The sequence below is a fragment of the Scandinavium tedordense genome, from assembly GCF_024764965.1.
In the GTDB taxonomy this organism is placed as follows: domain Bacteria; phylum Pseudomonadota; class Gammaproteobacteria; order Enterobacterales; family Enterobacteriaceae; genus Scandinavium; species Scandinavium tedordense.
This window is the reverse complement of sequence record NZ_JALIGG010000054.1, coordinates 288,023-304,570: the sequence shown is the minus strand read 5'-3', so window position 1 is coordinate 304,570 and position 16,548 is coordinate 288,023. Positions and strand designations below refer to the sequence as shown.

Sequence of the window (16,548 nt, the reverse complement as noted above, 5' to 3'; positions counted from 1 at the left end):
AATGACGTCGATATCCGCATTAGGGGCCATAGCCGCACTGGTCGTGGCCATCATTTTGATTCTTAAAAAAGTTTCCCCCGCCTACGGCATGATGGTCGGGGCGTTAGTCGGTGGTCTGGTGGGCGGTGCAGACTTGCTGCAAACCGTGACGCTGATGGTCACTGGCGCGCAGGGCATCACCAATGCCGTCCTGCGTATTCTGGCCGCCGGGGTGCTGGCTGGTGTGCTGATTGAATCCGGTGCGGCGAACACCATCGCCGAAACGGTGGTGAAAAAAGTTGGTGAAACCCGGGCGCTGCTGGCGTTGGCGATTGCCACGATGTGCCTAACGGCGGTCGGCGTGTTTGTTGATGTGGCGGTGATCACCGTGGCACCGATTGCCTTGTCGATTGCCCGTCGCGCAAAGCTTTCGAAAACCGCGATTTTGCTGGCGATGATCGGCGGTGGTAAGGCCGGTAACGTCATGTCGCCGAACCCGAATGCGATTGCCGCTGCTGATAACTTTCACGTCCCGCTGACGTCGGTGATGCTCGCCGGCGTGATCCCCGGTCTGTTTGGTCTGGCCTTGGCGTATTTCCTGGCAAAACGTTTGAGCAAGAAGGGCAGTCCGGTCACGGAAGAGGAAGTGATTTCCCATGGCGATACCATCGGGCAGCCAGGATTCATGGTGTCAATCAGCGCCCCGCTGGTGGCAATTGTGCTGCTGTCGCTGCGACCGATTGCCGGGATTGCTATCGATCCGCTGATTGCCTTACCGCTCGGTGGGCTGGTGGGCGCGCTGTTGATGGGCCGCATTAAAGAGAGCAATCACTTTATGACCGCCGGGCTGGCACGGATGGCCCCCGTCGCCATCATGCTGCTGGGTACCGGGACGCTAGCGGGAATCATCGCCAATTCTGAACTGAAAGATGTACTGATTCACGGTTTGACGGCATCGGGTCTGCCGGCCTATCTGCTGGCACCGATTTCCGGGGCCATTATGTCGATGGCGACTGCATCGACGACGGCGGGCACCGCAGTGGCTTCAGGTGTATTTGCACCGACGCTGCTGGAGCTGGGCGTTTCCGCTCTGGCAGGTGCCGCGATGATTCACGCGGGTGCTACTGTGCTCGATCACCTTCCGCATGGCAGCTTCTTCCACGCCACCGGCGGCAGCGTCAGCATGATTATTCGCGAACGTTTGAAGCTGATGCCGTATGAAACGCTGGTCGGTCTGGCCATCACTATTGTCTCGACCCTGATGTTTGGCGTATTTGGACTCGCAGGATAACCCGTATGAAAATCGTAATTGCACCTGATTCATTCAAGGAAAGTTTGTCAGCAATGGCGGTAGCGACCGCTATTGAACAGGGGTTTCGCCAGATTTATCCGGATGCACAGTACGTCAAAGTGCCGATGGCCGATGGCGGAGAAGGCACGGTGGAATCGATGGTGGAAGCGAGCGGCGGCAGCTACCAGACTCAGCAGGTTATCGGGCCATTGGGCCAGCCGGTGCAGGCGCGCTGGGGCCTGATGGGTGATAGCAAAACGGCGATCGTTGAAATGGCGTCAGCGTCGGGTCTGCATCATGTACCTGCGGCGCAGCGTAATCCGTTGCAGACTACCAGCTATGGTACCGGAGAGCTGATTCTTGCGGCACTGGAGTGTGGCGTAGCGCGCATTATTCTGGGGATTGGCGGCAGTGCCACCAACGACGGCGGCGCAGGGATGATGCAGGCGTTAGGCGCCCGCTTGCGTGATGTACAAGGCCATGAGTTGGCGCACCGCGGCGGCGCGCTTAGCGAGCTTGCCAGCATTGACCTGAGTGGCTGTCATCCAAAACTAAAAGAGGTGACCATTACCGTTGCCTGTGATGTGAATAATCCACTCTGTGGTCCGCAGGGCGCGTCGGCAATTTTTGGTCCGCAGAAAGGGGCTACGCCGCAAATGATTGAAACGCTGGACGCTGCGCTGGCACGTTGGGGCGCACTCATTCAACAGCAGACCGGGCGCGAGGTGCTCAACGCACCGGGTGCTGGCGCGGCGGGCGGCATGGGCAGCGCGCTGCTGGGGTTGTTAAATGCCCAACTGCGTGCGGGGGTGGACATTGTGGTGGAAACGCTAAAACTCGAGCAGGCGGTGAAAGACGCGGATCTGGTGATTACCGGGGAAGGGCGGCTCGACAGCCAGAGTATCTTTGGTAAAACGCCGATTGGCGTGGCGCGGGTGGCAAAACTGCACCATAAACCGGTTATTGCGCTGGCGGGCGGTCTGAAAAGCTGTCACGAGGTGGTGTACGAATACGGAGTTGATGCGGCATTTTCGATTCTGACCCAAGTGGTAACGCTGCCGGAAGCACTGGATGCGGCGGAAGAAAACTTGCGGTTAACGGCGCGCAATGTGGCGTCAGTGTGGAAAATGGCGCTGAAGGAAATTTAAGAAAGAGTGCCCGGTGATGCGAGTCCGCCGGGCACTTTATCACGCAATGTCTTACGCGTTCTCTTTCAGCCAGTTCAGCACCACGTCGTGGTGATTGCTGGTTTTGAAGTCGTCGAACACGTGCTGGACTTTGCCGTCGCCGTCGATCAGGAAGCTGATGCGATGAATGCCGTCGTAGGTTTTGCCCATGAAGGATTTCTCGCCCCAGATACCAAACTGTTCGCAGACCTGATGGTCTTCGTCAGAGAGCAGGGTAAAATTCAGCAGTTCTTTTTCAACGAAACGGGAGAGCTTTTCCGGTTTATCCGTGCTGATACCCAGCACTTCAACACCCGCTTTTTTTAACTCATCCATATTGTCGCGTAAGCCGCAAGCCTGCACGGTGCAGCCAGGCGTCATGGCTTTCGGGTAGAAATAAACCAGAACACGCTGTCCCTGGAAGTCGGTTAAATTTACTTGCTCACCGTCTTGATCGGGCAAGCTAAATTTCGGTGCGATGTCACCGGCTTTCAGTGGGGTCATTACGAAACTCCATCTTGTTCATCATGCTGTGAATAATTGACGATGTTTATACTGCCTTGCGCTTTCAGTTCTGTACACAGGTCTTTAAACGCTTGTTCGATCTTCGCCGCATTTTGCGATGCCGGACTGTGGGCGGTTACCTGAATAAATAGCTGCGGAGAAGCGGCATTGTCACCAGGTTGAATACGGGAAACCAGCTCAGCGATATTCATGCCGTTCGAGTCTAATAGCCCGGTAAAACGCTCGATAATATGTGGTGAATCAGACACCTCAACCTGTACCACTACGGTTAAAGGCTGCGCCGGTCGCGGCTGCGCTGAGGTGCGCTTCATCACAATCAGTAAATCTAGCTCTGCCCCTTTTAATGGCAACGTCGATTCAATCAGGGTAATAGCATTCCAGGTGCCGGAGAGCAGCATAATAAACGTAAATTCATCGCCGAGCATCGCCAGGCGGCTGTCCTCAATATTACAGCCACAGCTACTGACGTGACGCGTGATGGTGTTTACGATGCCAGGGCGATCGGCACCCAGTGCAGTAATCACCAAATAGTGATGTAGGGAGGCTGTCAAACCTGTTCTTCCTGTGAAAAGGGGAGGTTGTAACTAGGAAAGCATAAAAAAAACCGGCATACAACATCCTGAGTGCCTCCGGTCTCTTGCTTTTATAACAGGACCAAACGTACCATTGAGACTCTTGTCCGCACATCTGCACTGAGGATGGCCCATGTTCACGGGAAGTATTGTAGCGATTGTCACGCCGATGGATGAAAAAGGTCAGGTCGACCGCTCCAGCCTGAAAAAACTGATTGATTACCATGTCGCCAGCGGGACCTCGGCGATTGTTTCGGTAGGAACTACCGGTGAGTCTGCCACCCTGAGCCACGATGAGCACGGTGATGTGGTGATGATGACTGTCGAACTCGCCGACGGCCGCATCCCGGTGATTGCAGGCACGGGGGCAAACGCCACCGCAGAGGCCATCAGCCTGACCCAGCGCTTCAATAACAGCGGCATCGTCGGTTGCCTGACGGTCACGCCGTACTACAACCGTCCGACTCAGGAAGGTCTGTTCCAGCATTTCAAAGCGATTGCCGAACATACTGATTTGCCACAAATTCTGTATAATGTGCCGTCCCGTACCGGTTGCGATATGCTGCCGGAAACCGTGGGACGCCTGGCAGAGATCAAAAATATTATCGCTATTAAGGAAGCCACAGGGAACTTAAGTCGCGTTCACCAGATCAAAGAGCTGGTTTCTGATGACTTTATTCTGTTGAGTGGTGATGACGCCACTGCGCTCGACTTCATGCAGCTCGGTGGTCACGGTGTGATTTCCGTGACGACTAACGTAGCCGCGCGCGAAATGGCAGAAATGTGTAAACTGGCCGCCGACGGGTGCTTTGCTGAAGCCCGTGCGATTAACCAGCGTCTGATGCCGTTGCATAATAAATTATTTGTCGAACCCAATCCCATCCCGGTTAAATGGGCTTGTAAGGAATTGGGTCTTGTGGCGACCGATACGCTGCGCCTGCCAATGACCCCGATCACCGCCCATGGCCGTGACGAGGTGGCATCCGCGCTGAAGCATGCCGGTCTGCTGTAAAGTTTAGGGAGATTTGATGGCTTACTCAGTACAGAAGTCGCAGCTGGCGAAAGTTGCGGGTGTTTCGCTTGTTCTGCTCCTCGCAGCCTGTAGCTCAGATTCGCGCTACAAGCGCCAGGTCAGCGGTGATGAAGCCTATCTGGAAGCTCCGCCGCTTTCTGAACTTCATGCACCGGCCGGTATGATCCTGCCGGTCGAAAATGGCGAATACAACATCCCTGTGGCCCGCGGTGACGGCGCAACGGGTAAAGCACTGGACATTCGTCCGCCTGCACAGCCTTTAGCCCTGGTTTCAGGCGCGCGCACCCAATTTACGGGTGACACCGCCACGCTGATGGTCGAAAGTGGCCGTAGCGGAAATCTGTGGCCGCAGGTTGTGAGCATCGTTCAGGATAAAAATTACACCATCGACAAGCGCGATGATGCGACGCAGACGCTGACCACTGATTGGGTCCAATGGAACCGTCTGGACGAAGATCAGCAGTACCGTGGCCGCTATCAGGTTTCTGTTAAACCGCAGGGCTATCAACAAGCCGTAGTGGTGAAGCTGCTGAACCTGGAACAGGCAGGCAAACCGGTTGCTGATGCTGCATCCATGCAGCGATACAGCGCCGAAATGCTGAACGTGATTTCGGCGGGTCTGGATAAGAACGCGACCAGCGCACAGAACGCCGCGCAGAGCCGCGACGGTGCAACCTTCGACGTACAGAGCGCGGCAGACGATACTGGCCTGCCAATGTTGGTCGTACGTGGTCCGTTCAACCAAGTATGGCAGAAACTTCCGGCCGCGCTGGAAAAAGCTGGCATGAAAGTGACTGACAGCACCCGTTCGCAGGGTAGCATCAACGTCACCTACAAACCGCTTTCTGACAGCAGCTGGCGTGACCTTGGCGCAAGTGACCCGGGCCTGAGCTCTGGTGACTACAAGCTCCAGGTTGGCGATCTCGATAACCGCAGTAGCATGCAGTTCATCGATCCGAAAGGACATACGCTGACCCAGTCGCAGAATGACGCGCTGGTAGCGGTATTCCAGGCAGCATTTAAGTAAGAAATAAAAGGGCTGGAGCAATCCGGCCCTTTTTTCTGTATTATACGCAAACGTGTGCGTCGGCAGAAAAGCCCGATTTTAATGTCTAATTTCCTACCCGGAGTATTGAAAGATGCAAAAGCAAGCTGAGTTGTATCGCGGCAAAGCGAAAACCGTTTACAGCACGGAAAACCCGGACCTGTTGGTGCTCGAATTCCGCAACGATACGTCAGCAGGTGATGGAGCGCGTATCGAACAGTTCGATCGTAAAGGCATGGTGAACAACAAGTTTAACCATTTCATTATGAGTAAACTTGAAGAAGCGGGCATTCCGACCCAAATGGAGCAGCTGCTGTCCGATACCGAGTGTCTGGTCAAAAAACTCGATATGGTTCCGGTAGAATGCGTTATCCGCAACCGCGCTGCGGGTTCGCTGGTGAAACGTTTGGGCATTGAAGAAGGCATCGAACTGAATCCACCGTTGTTCGATCTGTTCCTGAAAAACGACGAAATGCACGACCCGATGATTAACGAATCCTACTGCGAAACCTTCGGGTGGGTGAGCCGCGAAAATCTGGCCACCATGCGTGAGCTGACCTACAAAGCGAACGATGTGCTGACCAAGTTGTTTGATGACGCGGGTCTTATCCTGGTCGATTTTAAACTCGAGTTCGGCGTGTTCAACGGCAAAGTGGTGCTGGGCGATGAGTTCTCTCCAGACGGCAGCCGTCTGTGGGATAAGAACACCATGGATAAAATGGACAAAGATCGTTTCCGCCAGAGCCTCGGCGGCCTGATTGAAGCCTACGAAGAAGTTGCGCGTCGTTTAGGCGTTCAGCTCGACTAACCCGAGATGCGAATCGATTGCCCGGTGTTGCTTATGCTTTCCGGGCCTGAAACTAAGAGGATGCTTGTCATCCTCTTTTGATATCTGCCTTGTTAACTATGGTAATCCTGCCTTTAACCGCCTACGATCACTGTATCAGGAACATGAAATACAGAGGTTGCTATGCGTTGGCAAGGTCGTCGCGAGAGCGATAATGTGGAAGACAGGCGAAACGATTCTGGCGGAATGTCCCCAATAGGCGGCGGCCGTGGTGGTTTTCGTCTCCCTCGCGGCAAAGGCGGCATCATTCTGCTGATTGTCGTTGTAGTCGCGGGCTATTACGGGGTCGATCTCACCGGAATGCTCACCGGTCAGCCGATGCCGCAACAGCAAACGGCGCAGCGCTCCATCAGCCCGAACGATGACGAGTCCGCTAAATTCACCTCTGTTATTCTCGCCACTACAGAAGATACCTGGGGGCAGATTTTCCAGAAAATGGGTCGCCAGTACCAACAGCCGAAGTTGGTAATGTATCGTGGTGCCACGCGCACAGGATGTGGCACCGGTCAGTCGGTGATGGGCCCGTTCTACTGCCCGGCTGACAGCACCGTCTATATCGACCTCTCTTTCTACGATGACATGAAAAGCAAGCTTGGCGCTGATGGTGATTTTGCCCAAGGCTACGTGATTGCGCATGAAGTCGGACACCATGTGCAGAAGCTGCTCGGCATCGAGCCGAAAGTTCGGCAGATGCAGCAGAATGCTTCAAGGACTGAAGTGAACCATCTGTCGGTGAAAATGGAGCTTCAGGCGGACTGCTTCGCAGGTGTCTGGGGTCACAGTATGCAGCAGCAGGGCGTATTGGAAGCGGGTGACGTACAGGAAGCGCTGAACGCTGCTGAAGCCATCGGCGATGACCGTTTGCAAAAGCAGAGCCAGGGCCGCGTTGTACCCGACAGCTTCACTCACGGAACGTCAGAGCAGCGATACACATGGTTCAAACGCGGCTTTGACAGTGGCGACCCGTCCCAGTGCAACACCTTCGGTAAAACAGCGCTTAACTAACTCATGCCTGACATGGACGCCATTCTCGCGCAGAGCGCAAACATGAAAGCGCAAGGCATTCGCCGTCTGCTGGTCCTGAGCGGAGAGGCCGACTGGAGCTACCAGCAGGCTTTGCGCCTGCGTGAGCAACTGGGCGGTGACGGGATGTTTATCTCGCCTCAGGTTCAGCCAGAACCGTACTGCGCGCCCTCGGCGATGAAAACTCTGCTCGGGCGTGAGTTCGAACACGCCTTTTTTGATGCCCGCCGTGGTTTTGACGTTGCCGCTTTCGCGGCCCTGGCAGGTACGCTAAAAGCCGGAAGCTGGCTGGTGCTTCTTGTCCCGACCCTCCAGCGCTGGCCGATACTGACTGACGGCGACTCTGTGCGCTGGAGCGATAGCCCCGATCCCATCTTTACGCCGCATTTTGTCGACCAGTTTTGCCGCGTGTTGCAACACGACACCGAAGCGCTTCTTTGGAAACAAAATCAACGGGTTACACTTCCATGTTATCGCCTTCGTCCGCAATGGCATGCCGCGAACGGCGAGCCGCAGGCTGAGCAGGCGGAGATCCTTGCCGCGCTGAAAACCTTGCCGCCGGGCGTGGCGGTAGTGACCGCCGAGCGCGGCCGCGGGAAATCAGCGTTGGCGGGAATGCTGCTGAAAAGCCTGCCAGCGCGCGCCGCCATCGTAACGGCTCCTGCCAAATCGGCCACCGACGTGTTGGCGCATTTTGCCGGAGAGCATTTCCGGTTTATGGCGCCTGACGCGCTGCTGGCCTCAGATGAACAGGCGCAATGGCTGATTGTCGATGAGGCTGCCGCCATTCCTGGCCCGCTACTTGAGCAGTTGGTGAGCCGCTTTCCGCATACGTTGTTGACCACGACCGTGCAGGGCTACGAAGGCACTGGGCGTGGTTTTATGCTTAAGTTTTGTGCCCGGTTCCCACATCTGTCGGCGTTCACGCTGAATCAACCTGTACGTTGGGCAAGTGGCTGTCCGCTGGAAGCCTTCATTACCGACGCACTGCTGTTCGATGATTCGCTTCCCGCGTTGCCTGCGCCAGACACCGTCCACCTTCAACGCGTTGAACAAACGGCGTGGGAAAGCGAGCCGGAACAGCTTTCCACCATGTACCGGTTGCTTTCTGCCGCGCATTACCGGACATCACCCCTCGATTTACGCCGCATGATGGATGCCCCCGGGCAACATTTTATTGCCGCACGTGAAGGCGAAACGCTGACCGGTGCGCTGTGGCTGGTGGAGGAAGGTGGGCTGAGCCAGGAGCTGAGTCAGGCGGTGTGGGCCGGGTTTCGTCGCCCGCGCGGCAATCTGGTGGCGCAATCACTGGCGGCACACGGCGGAAGCCCGCAGGCCGCAGTGCTCAGGAGCCAGCGTATCAGCCGCATCGCCATTCATCCACAGCGGCAACGGCAGGGGACGGGCCAGCGGATGATTGCGGGCGTCATCGCGCAGATTAACGACTGCGATTATCTCTCAGTAAGTTTCGGTTTTACCGATGAACTTTGGCGCTTCTGGCAGCGCTGTGGCTTTCTTCTGGTGCGACTGGGTACGCATCGGGAAGCCAGCAGCGGTTGTTACACAGCGATGGCCATTTACCCGCTGAGTGCGGCAGGACATCAGCTTACAGAGCGTGAGCAGGCCCGCTTCGCCCGCGATGCATATTGGCTGGCGCAGTGGTGTGATGATGGCGTTCAGGCCGCAAATCAGCCGCCAGAGACTATTCTTACAGAGGATGACTGGCAGGAACTGGCCGGTTTTGCCTGGGCACATCGTCCGCTGATGGCGGCGGTAGGGAGCCTCCAGCGCCTGCTCTCGGTGGTCCCGCTGCCCTTGCCCGCATTACGAAGCTCGCTGACGCAACAAACCGATACCGTACCGCTTCAGGGCGGGCGCAAAGCACTCCTGGCAAAGCAGCGTCAGGAGGCGGCAGATGCGCTGAAATGTCTCGACGTGCATCGCAGTGAGACGTTGGCGAAACAGGTAAAAAACCTGCAGTTTTTTTAACAAACTCATTCAGTTAAATGTCATGGTCATTAACGCCCAACGGCGTAGACTCCCCAGCAACAGACCAAGGAGAAAGCCATGAAACATGACCATTTTGTTGTGCAAAGTCCATCAGCCCCGGCCAAACAGCTGCTGCTGTTGTTTCATGGCGTGGGCGATAATCCTGTGTCGATGGGGCAGATTGGCAGCTGGTTTGCGCCGCTGTTTCCAGACGCACTGATTGTCAGCGTTGGGGGCGTTGAGCCTTGTGGCCCGAACGGTCGACAGTGGTTTTCCGTACAGGGCGTGACGGAAGAAAACCGTCAGCAGCGCATTGATGCCATTATGCCGACCTTTATCGACATCGTGCGCCATTGGCAGAAAGAGAGCGGCGTTAGCCCACTGGCCACAGCGCTGATCGGTTTCTCTCAGGGCACGATAATGTCGCTCGAAAGCACCAAAGCGGCACCGGGTTTGGCATCACGCATCATCGCCTTCAACGGACGATTTGCCACGCTGCCGATCAGTGCCAGCACCGCGACCACCGTGCATTTGATTCACGGCGGTGACGACCGGGTAATTGACTTGGCCCACGCGGTGGCGGCTCAGGAAGCGCTGATTGAAGCGGGTGGGGACGTCACACTGGATATTGTGGATGACCTGGGGCACGCCATTGACGATCGCAGCATTCAGTTTGCGCTTGATCATCTACGCTACACCGTGCCAAAACACTATTTCGACGAAGCGCTGAGCGGCGGTAAACCGCAGGATGACGATATCATCGAATTGCTGTAGTCATGCATTTAAATGCATGATTAAAAAGCATATTAATGGGGTGCACTACTCTGGATTGAGTCTGAAAAGAGTAGCCGTACAGCCATCTGGCTATTTAAGCGGTTAAAATAAAAATACATAAAAGTTGCTATATTAATTTTCCTGTGTCTTAATGGCGTCCTTGGTTTGGAACACAGACCTTATGAAAGCAGTTTTAGTAAAGCAGTCCTCAGTTCAGGTGTTATCAATAGATATTGCCCTTCATGAGCCGCCTCCTAAGTGCTAAGTAAGTAGCTCTCTCATTACAGGCCATCATCGCCGCATTTAGTGGCTTAATAATTAAGGAAATATCTATGTCTAATAAAATGACTGGTTTAGTAAAATGGTTCAACGCTGATAAAGGTTTCGGCTTCATCACTCCTGACGACGGCAGCAAAGATGTATTCGTACATTTCTCTGCAATCCAGAGCGATAACTTCAAAACTCTTGATGAAGGCCAGAAAGTATCCTTCACCATCGAGAACGGCGCTAAAGGCCCAGCAGCTGGTAACGTTTCCCCGCTGTAAGTCTTGCTGATTATCAGTAGCCATTACGACAGCGATGAAGACAATCGTCTGAGCAGTTAACTAAGAGCTACTGATAAAGAATAAACCCGCCAAGTGCGGGTTTTTTATTGCCTGAATTTCGGGTGATGATTTGCATGTCTGGCGGGTCTGCAGGTATTTGTAGGCCTGCTAAGCGCAGCGCCAGCAGGCAATTCCCTCACTCAAAAAAAAGCGCCTATCGGGCGCTTTTTTTGTTTAAGGCTTTTTCTTCGGCCACTCATCGTCGTCATCCCACTTATCGTTGAAGTCACGATGCGGGGGAAGGTCCGGCTTGTTCGCCATATACTTCTTCGGGTCGACGCGCTTGAGATCTTTGATGACGTTGAGGATCACGCCTAACAAAAACACCAGCACCAGGATCCACCAATATTTAGCCAGCCAGTCCATGCCTGATACCTCTTTGAGTAATGCCGCTACGCGACAAGTTGTTCCATGATCCGCTGATACATTCGGGCGAGAAGCTGCAGGTCGGCGGCATTAACGCATTCATTAATTTTATGAATGGTGGCATTTACCGGTCCCAGTTCCACGACCTGAGCGCCCATTCGGGCGATAAAGCGTCCGTCTGAGGTGCCGCCTGTGGTCAGCAGCTGCGGTTTAATCTCATTATAGTGCTCAATGGCGTTCACTACCGCATCGACCAGCTTGCCGCGTCCGGTGAGGAACGGCTGCCCGGAGAGCCACCAGTCCACGCTGTAGCGCAGTTGGTGTTTTTCCAACAGAGCGATTACGCGCTCTTTGAGCATTGAGTCGGTCAGTTCGGTGCTGAAGCGGAAGTTGAACTGCACCACCAGATCGCCAGGGATGACGTTATTGCTGCCAGTTCCGGCATTAATATTCGCAATCTGCATGCTGGTCTGTGGGAAGTATTCGTTGCCCTGATCCCACTCGATCTGCACCAGCTCATTGAGCATCGGTGCTGCGCGATGGACCGGGTTATCGGCCAGATGCGGATACGCCACATGACCCTGCACGCCATGAATGGTCAGATTGCAGGTGAGCGAGCCGCGACGGCCATTTTTCACCACGTCACCTACAACTTCGGTACTGGACGGTTCACCGACCAGACAGTAATCGAGGCGCTCGTTACGTGCCATCAACGCTTCAACCACCTTGACGGTGCCGTGCGTTGCGCTGGCTTCTTCGTCGGACGTTATCAGGAACGCCAGACGGCCTTTATGGTTCGGATGCTGGGCGACAAAACGCTCGGCGGCGACAACCATCGCCGCGAGCGAGCCTTTCATATCCGCCGCACCGCGACCGAACAACATTCCGTCACGAATAGTCGGTTCGAATGGCGGATTAATCCAGCGGTTGGCATCGCCCGCAGGCACCACGTCGGTGTGACCGGCAAAGGCAAGCGTTTCACCTTTCCCACGCCACGCCCAGAAATTCTGCGTGTCACCGAAGTCCATCGCTTCAACGGTAAAACCAATCGCGCGCAGGCGCTCAATCATCAGCGCCTGGCAACCCGCATCATCGGGGCTAAGGGAAGGGCGGCGAATAAGCTGCTGAGCCAGCTCAATGACCGGGCATGACATACACTACACCTCGTTATACGTCTGGTAACTGGAATCACTAAAGCCCAGCAGCATAGGCTGACCGGGCGCACAGAGCAATGGGCGTTTGATGATTGCTGGCATTTCCAGCATCAACGTGGCGGCGGCATCAGCATTTTTGATGCTGGTGCGAACGGACTCATCCAGCTTGCGCCAGGTGGTGCCACGGGTATTCAGCAGCGCTTCCCAGCCCAGTTCGTCGATAAATGTGTCGAGTAACGCGCGGTCAAGACCGTCCGCCCGGTAGTCGTGAAAACGGTATTCAATCTGGTGGTCATCCAGCCAGCGGCGTGCCTTCTTGATGGTGTCGCAGTTTTTTATCCCGTACATCGTTATCATGTTTAATCCTTTTGCGGTGAAACAGGTAAATCGCTCAGATTTTTCGAATAATGAAAATCGGTTGTGGATCATACGCGAAATATTTATACGACCCTACTTATCCCTAAGCGAAATATCAACCCGTAAGAACTGAATAGATGTTCATCTGAAACGCATAATATGGTGAAATCATGCGGAAGTCGTGTTGTTTCAAAATATTGCAGTAAGTCACATTAAATAAATGGGCATCAGTCATAGTAACGTTAAGCCCCCGTAATACGGAGGCTCAGGGCAGTTATCGCAGCGATGGGTTATCCTATCTTCACAACTCCAGGCTATTTTCGTACACTAATGATAATAATAAGAGAGGTTGTTATGATCGAACATGAACTGGGAAACTGGAAAGATTTTATCGAAGACATGCTTCGTAAATAATTCCGTTGTGGGTAATGCGCTAACTGTTTGTCCGTTGTGCCACACCGTAGAAATGATAAAAAAGGCGACCCGATAAGGTCGCCTTTATAGTGTGTTGTTCAGTTTATTGCGGCTTCTCTTTCAGCGGGAAGCGGCGACGTACTAGCACGAAGAACAGCGGTACAAAGAAGATGGCCAGTATGGTCGCTGAGATCATCCCGCCCATCACCCCAGTACCGACCGCGTGCTGGCTACCAGAACCTGCACCGGTGCTGGTTGCCATCGGCAGTACGCCGAAGATAAACGCCAGCGAAGTCATCAGAATTGGGCGCAGACGTTGACGACAGGCATGCAGCGTGGCTTCCAGCAAATCCTGTCCTTTCTCATTCATCTCGTTGGCAAACTCGACGATAAGAATGGCGTTCTTCGCCGAAAGCCCGATAACCGTCAACAGGCCGACCTGGAAGTACACGTCGTTCTCAAGCCCGCGCATCCAGGTCGCGAGCAGCGCGCCGATCACCCCGAGCGGCACTACCAGCATTACCGAGAACGGCACTGACCAGCTCTCATACAGCGCCGCCAGACACAGGAATACCACCAGCAGTGAAATCGCGTACAGAGCAGGGGCTTGCGCACCGGAGAGACGTTCCTGATAGGACATTGCCGTCCACTCCAGGCCAAAACCGGTCGGAAGCTGGCTGACCAGTTTTTCCATCACGTCCATCGCGGTACCGGTACTGACGCCCGGTGCGGCTTCACCGACGATTTCCAGCGCGGAATAACCGTTGTAACGCTCCAGGCGTGGAGAACCTGTTTCCCAGCGCGAGGTGGCGAAGGCCGAGAACGGCACCATGCCGCCCTCGCTGTTTCGCACATACCAGTAATTAATGTCGTCCGGCAACATACGATACGGCGCGGCTGACTGGACGTACACTTTCTTAGTACGGCCACGATCCATAAAGTCGTTGACGTAATCTGACCCCCACGCGGTTTGCATGGTGTCGTTAATGTCATCTATCGAGACCCCAAGCGCCTGCGCTTTACGCTGATCGATATCGATTTGCAGCTGCGGGCTGTCGTCGAGACCGTTGTGGCGCACGCGAGTTAAATCCGGTTCGTTACTGGCTAATTCCAGTAGCTTATCGCGTGCCGCCATCAAGGCATCATGACCGAGGCCTGCGTGGTCCTGAAGCTCCATATCGAAGCCCGCCGAGCTGCCGAGACCGCTGATTGCCGCTGGGCTGTTAGCAAACACCCGTGCTTCGTTAATTTTATTAAACGCTTTGGTGGCTCGTTCGATAATGGCAAACGAGGTGCCGGTTTTGGTGTCACGATCGTCCCAGTCTTTCAGACGGATAAACATACGCGCGACATTCTGCCCGTTACCGCCCGGGCCGGAACCGATGGTGGCAAAAATCGACGAGACGTTGGTCTGCTCATTTTTGAAGAAGTAGTCCTCAACCTTTTCCACCACTTTCAGCGTCTGCTGCTGCGTGGAGCCGCTTGGCAACTGGATGGACGTCAGGAACATGCCGCGGTCTTCCTGCGGCAGGAAGGAGGTCGGTAGTTTGAGGAACAGGAACACCATGCCGCCGAGCAGCAGCACGTAAATCAGGATCCAGCGCAGGCTGCGATGAAGAATTTTACCGACGCGAGTTTCATAGCGCTGCGCGCTCTTATCGAACATCCGGTTAAACCAGCCGAAGAATCCTCTTTGACCGTGATGTTCGCCTTTATGCAGCGGCTTGAGCAGCGTGGCGCACAGAGCCGGGGTGAGGATCATCGCTACCAGCACCGACAGTACCATCGCCGACACAATCGTTATCGAGAACTGACGGTAAATCGCGCCGGTGGTCCCGCCGAAGAAGGCCATCGGGATAAACACCGCCGACAGCACCATCGCGATACCGACCAGTGCACCCTGAATTTGTCCCATCGATTTTCGCGTCGCTTCCCGAGGCGAAAGCCCTTCGGAGCTCATGATTCGTTCGACGTTTTCCACCACCACGATGGCGTCATCCACCAGCAGGCCGATGGCCAACACCATTGCGAACATCGTTAGCGTGTTTATCGAATAGCCAAACGAGTACAGGATAGCGAAGGTTCCCATCAGGACGACGGGCACGGCAATGGTCGGAATAAGCGTGGCGCGAAAGTTTTGCAGGAACAGGTACATCACCAGGAACACCAGGGCGATCGCTTCCAGCAGCGTTTTCACGACATCATGAATCGAGGCTTTAACGAACGACGTGGTCTCATAGGCAATCTTATATTCCAGCCCGTGCGGGAAGTAGTGCGATAGCTCATCGAGGCGAGCTAGCGTGGCTTCGGCGGTCTGCATTTCGTTGGCGCCGGATGCCAGCTGAATACCTAAACCGGACGCCGCTTTGCGGTTGTAGCGGCTCAGATAATCGTAGTTTTCCGCGCCCAGTTCGACTTTCGCCACGTCGCCAAGCGTGACCAGCGAGCCATCTTTATTGACGCGTAACGTGATATCGCGGAACTGCTGCGGTGTTTGCAACAGCGATTGGGCATTAACCGTCGCGTTCAGGGCCTGTTTATTGACCGACGGTGTACCGCCTAACTGGCCAACGGCCACTTGGGCATTCTGCGAACTGACCGCTTCGGTCACATCCTGAGTCGTCAACTGGTAGCTGTTGAGCTTCGCCGGATCGAGCCAGATGCGCATGGAATATTGTGAGCCATAGGCAGAAATATTCCCCACGCCATTCACACGGCTCAACGGTTCCTGCACGTTACTGGCGACATAGTCGGCGATATCCTGTTTATCCATGCTGCCGTCCGTCGAGACGAAGGCGATGGTCAGAATGTTAGTATCCCCGGTTTTACGCACAGTAACGCCTTGATCCTGCACCGCTTGGGGCAGTTTTTTCAGCGCGGATTGCAGCTGGTTTTGCACCTGCTGCATCGCTTCGTTCGGGTCCGTACCGGCGGTAAAGGTAATGGTCACGGTCGCCTGCCCGGCAGCGCTGCTCTGGGAGGACATATACATCATGTTATCGAGCCCGGTCATATTCTGCTCGATAACCTGAGTCACCGTATTTTCCAGGGTTTGTGCAGATGCCCCCGGATAGTTGGCGGTGATACGCACGTTAGGCGGGGCTAAATCGGGATATTGCTCAACAGGCAGTGATAAAATCGCCAGCGTCCCTGTCAGACACAACAGGATGGCCAGCACCCAGGCAAAAATGGGGCGATCAATAAAGAAATTCGCCATCGGAATCAGGACCTCATTACACGTATTTTTTTGTTATTACAGGCTTTGAACACTGTAGCGGCAAGGCCTGAGCGAAACGTGGAGAAATTAAGGAGATAGTGTAAATTATCATGCCGCTTTCATGCATAAGCATACATAACGCCATGTAAATATGCGTAACGACAAAGTAAGCGATGACGGGTAGACTTGAT

Annotated in this window: 16 protein-coding genes; 10 read left to right on the top strand and 6 right to left on the bottom strand. The window is 54.7% G+C overall.

Annotation, left to right across the window (positions count from 1 at the left end; translation table 11 throughout):
- Nucleotide 1 precedes the first annotated feature (1 nt).
- The gene (locus MUU46_RS10425; RefSeq protein WP_258965482.1) at nt 2–1,270 is read left to right on the top strand and encodes a GntP family permease; all 1,269 of its coding nucleotides are present in this window, start codon (nt 2–4) and stop codon (nt 1,268–1,270) included.
- 5 nt (nt 1,271–1,275) lie between these two features.
- Nucleotides 1,276–2,418, top strand: coding sequence for a glycerate kinase (locus tag MUU46_RS10420; protein WP_258965481.1), 1,143 nt, complete (start codon nt 1,276–1,278; stop codon nt 2,416–2,418).
- A 51-nt stretch (nt 2,419–2,469) separates the two neighbouring features.
- Here the strand turns inward: MUU46_RS10420 and bcp are convergent, their stop codons facing one another.
- Nucleotides 2,470–2,940, bottom strand: a complete 471-nt coding sequence (gene bcp / locus MUU46_RS10415; protein WP_159760639.1) for a thioredoxin-dependent thiol peroxidase — start codon at nt 2,938–2,940, stop codon at nt 2,470–2,472.
- Nucleotides 2,940–3,512: a glycine cleavage system transcriptional repressor gene (locus MUU46_RS10410; protein WP_258965480.1), complete on the bottom strand. Its 573-nt coding sequence runs from the start codon at nt 3,510–3,512 to the stop codon at nt 2,940–2,942. The genes bcp and MUU46_RS10410 overlap by 1 nt, the downstream gene beginning before the upstream one ends.
- A gap of 154 nt (nt 3,513–3,666) precedes the next feature.
- Here MUU46_RS10410 and dapA point away from each other — a divergent pair, with 154 nt between their 5' ends.
- The 7 genes from dapA (at nt 3,667) to cspE (ending at nt 10,789) form a co-directional block, all read left to right on the top strand.
- Nucleotides 3,667–4,545 (top strand): 4-hydroxy-tetrahydrodipicolinate synthase, encoded by an 879-nt coding sequence (gene dapA, locus MUU46_RS10405; protein WP_159760635.1) that lies wholly within the window; start codon nt 3,667–3,669, stop codon nt 4,543–4,545.
- A 16-nt stretch (nt 4,546–4,561) separates the two neighbouring features.
- The gene (bamC, locus tag MUU46_RS10400) at nt 4,562–5,593 is read left to right on the top strand and encodes an outer membrane protein assembly factor BamC (protein WP_258965479.1); all 1,032 of its coding nucleotides are present in this window, start codon (nt 4,562–4,564) and stop codon (nt 5,591–5,593) included.
- A 112-nt stretch (nt 5,594–5,705) separates the two neighbouring features.
- Complete coding sequence (gene purC / locus MUU46_RS10395; protein WP_159760631.1) at nt 5,706–6,419, top strand: phosphoribosylaminoimidazolesuccinocarboxamide synthase; 714 nt, start codon at nt 5,706–5,708, stop codon at nt 6,417–6,419.
- A 162-nt stretch (nt 6,420–6,581) separates the two neighbouring features.
- On the top strand, nt 6,582–7,463 hold the full coding sequence (ypfJ, locus tag MUU46_RS10390; RefSeq protein WP_258965478.1) for a KPN_02809 family neutral zinc metallopeptidase: 882 nt from the start codon (nt 6,582–6,584) through the stop codon (nt 7,461–7,463).
- Nucleotides 7,464–7,475: 12 nt separating this feature from the next.
- A complete protein-coding gene (locus MUU46_RS10385; protein ID WP_309582939.1) occupies nt 7,476–9,470 on the top strand; it encodes a tRNA(Met) cytidine acetyltransferase TmcA in 1,995 nt (664 codons plus the stop codon).
- Nucleotides 9,471–9,548: 78 nt separating this feature from the next.
- Nucleotides 9,549–10,244, top strand: a complete 696-nt coding sequence (gene ypfH / locus MUU46_RS10380) for an esterase (protein ID WP_258965476.1) — start codon at nt 9,549–9,551, stop codon at nt 10,242–10,244.
- Between the two features lie 332 nt (nt 10,245–10,576).
- Complete coding sequence (gene cspE / locus MUU46_RS10375; protein WP_022647355.1) at nt 10,577–10,789, top strand: transcription antiterminator/RNA stability regulator CspE; 213 nt, start codon at nt 10,577–10,579, stop codon at nt 10,787–10,789.
- Between the two features lie 234 nt (nt 10,790–11,023).
- Here the strand turns inward: cspE and MUU46_RS10370 are convergent, their stop codons facing one another.
- The 3 genes from MUU46_RS10370 to MUU46_RS10360 are packed head-to-tail and all read right to left on the bottom strand — an operon-like array spanning nt 11,024 to nt 12,726.
- Nucleotides 11,024–11,215 (bottom strand): YpfN family protein, encoded by a 192-nt coding sequence (locus tag MUU46_RS10370; RefSeq protein WP_110509031.1) that lies wholly within the window; start codon nt 11,213–11,215, stop codon nt 11,024–11,026.
- Nucleotides 11,216–11,241: 26 nt separating this feature from the next.
- On the bottom strand, nt 11,242–12,369 hold the full coding sequence (gene dapE / locus MUU46_RS10365) for a succinyl-diaminopimelate desuccinylase (protein ID WP_258965475.1): 1,128 nt from the start codon (nt 12,367–12,369) through the stop codon (nt 11,242–11,244).
- 3 nt (nt 12,370–12,372) lie between these two features.
- The gene (locus MUU46_RS10360; RefSeq protein ID WP_258965474.1) at nt 12,373–12,726 is read right to left on the bottom strand and encodes an ArsC family reductase; all 354 of its coding nucleotides are present in this window, start codon (nt 12,724–12,726) and stop codon (nt 12,373–12,375) included.
- 354 nt (nt 12,727–13,080) lie between these two features.
- Between MUU46_RS10360 and ypfM the strand changes: the two genes are divergently transcribed.
- On the top strand, nt 13,081–13,140 hold the full coding sequence (gene ypfM / locus MUU46_RS10355; RefSeq protein ID WP_087867655.1) for a protein YpfM: 60 nt from the start codon (nt 13,081–13,083) through the stop codon (nt 13,138–13,140).
- A 103-nt stretch (nt 13,141–13,243) separates the two neighbouring features.
- Here ypfM and acrD read toward each other — a convergent pair whose 3' ends face one another.
- Nucleotides 13,244–16,357: a multidrug efflux RND transporter permease AcrD gene (acrD, locus tag MUU46_RS10350; RefSeq protein ID WP_258965473.1), complete on the bottom strand. Its 3,114-nt coding sequence runs from the start codon at nt 16,355–16,357 to the stop codon at nt 13,244–13,246.
- Between the last annotated feature and the right edge of the window lie 191 nt (nt 16,358–16,548).

Bases quoted from the DNA above. Each gene is read 5' to 3' on its own strand.
- MUU46_RS10425 (WP_258965482.1), top strand. From the start codon at position 2: ATGACGTCGATATCCGCATTAGGGGCCATAGCCGCACTGGTCGTGGCC.
- MUU46_RS10420 (WP_258965481.1), top strand. From the start codon at position 1,276: ATGAAAATCGTAATTGCACCTGATTCATTCAAGGAAAGTTTGTCAGCA.
- bcp (WP_159760639.1), bottom strand. From the start codon at position 2,940: ATGACCCCACTGAAAGCCGGTGACATCGCACCGAAATTTAGCTTGCCC.
- dapA (WP_159760635.1), top strand. From the start codon at position 3,667: ATGTTCACGGGAAGTATTGTAGCGATTGTCACGCCGATGGATGAAAAA.
- bamC (WP_258965479.1), top strand. From the start codon at position 4,562: ATGGCTTACTCAGTACAGAAGTCGCAGCTGGCGAAAGTTGCGGGTGTT.
- purC (WP_159760631.1), top strand. From the start codon at position 5,706: ATGCAAAAGCAAGCTGAGTTGTATCGCGGCAAAGCGAAAACCGTTTAC.
- ypfJ (WP_258965478.1), top strand. From the start codon at position 6,582: ATGCGTTGGCAAGGTCGTCGCGAGAGCGATAATGTGGAAGACAGGCGA.
- MUU46_RS10385 (WP_309582939.1), top strand. From the start codon at position 7,476: ATGGACGCCATTCTCGCGCAGAGCGCAAACATGAAAGCGCAAGGCATT.
- ypfH (WP_258965476.1), top strand. From the start codon at position 9,549: ATGAAACATGACCATTTTGTTGTGCAAAGTCCATCAGCCCCGGCCAAA.
- cspE (WP_022647355.1), top strand. From the start codon at position 10,577: ATGTCTAATAAAATGACTGGTTTAGTAAAATGGTTCAACGCTGATAAA.
- MUU46_RS10370 (WP_110509031.1), bottom strand. From the start codon at position 11,215: ATGGACTGGCTGGCTAAATATTGGTGGATCCTGGTGCTGGTGTTTTTG.
- dapE (WP_258965475.1), bottom strand. From the start codon at position 12,369: ATGTCATGCCCGGTCATTGAGCTGGCTCAGCAGCTTATTCGCCGCCCT.
- MUU46_RS10360 (WP_258965474.1), bottom strand. From the start codon at position 12,726: ATGATAACGATGTACGGGATAAAAAACTGCGACACCATCAAGAAGGCA.
- acrD (WP_258965473.1), bottom strand. From the start codon at position 16,357: ATGGCGAATTTCTTTATTGATCGCCCCATTTTTGCCTGGGTGCTGGCC.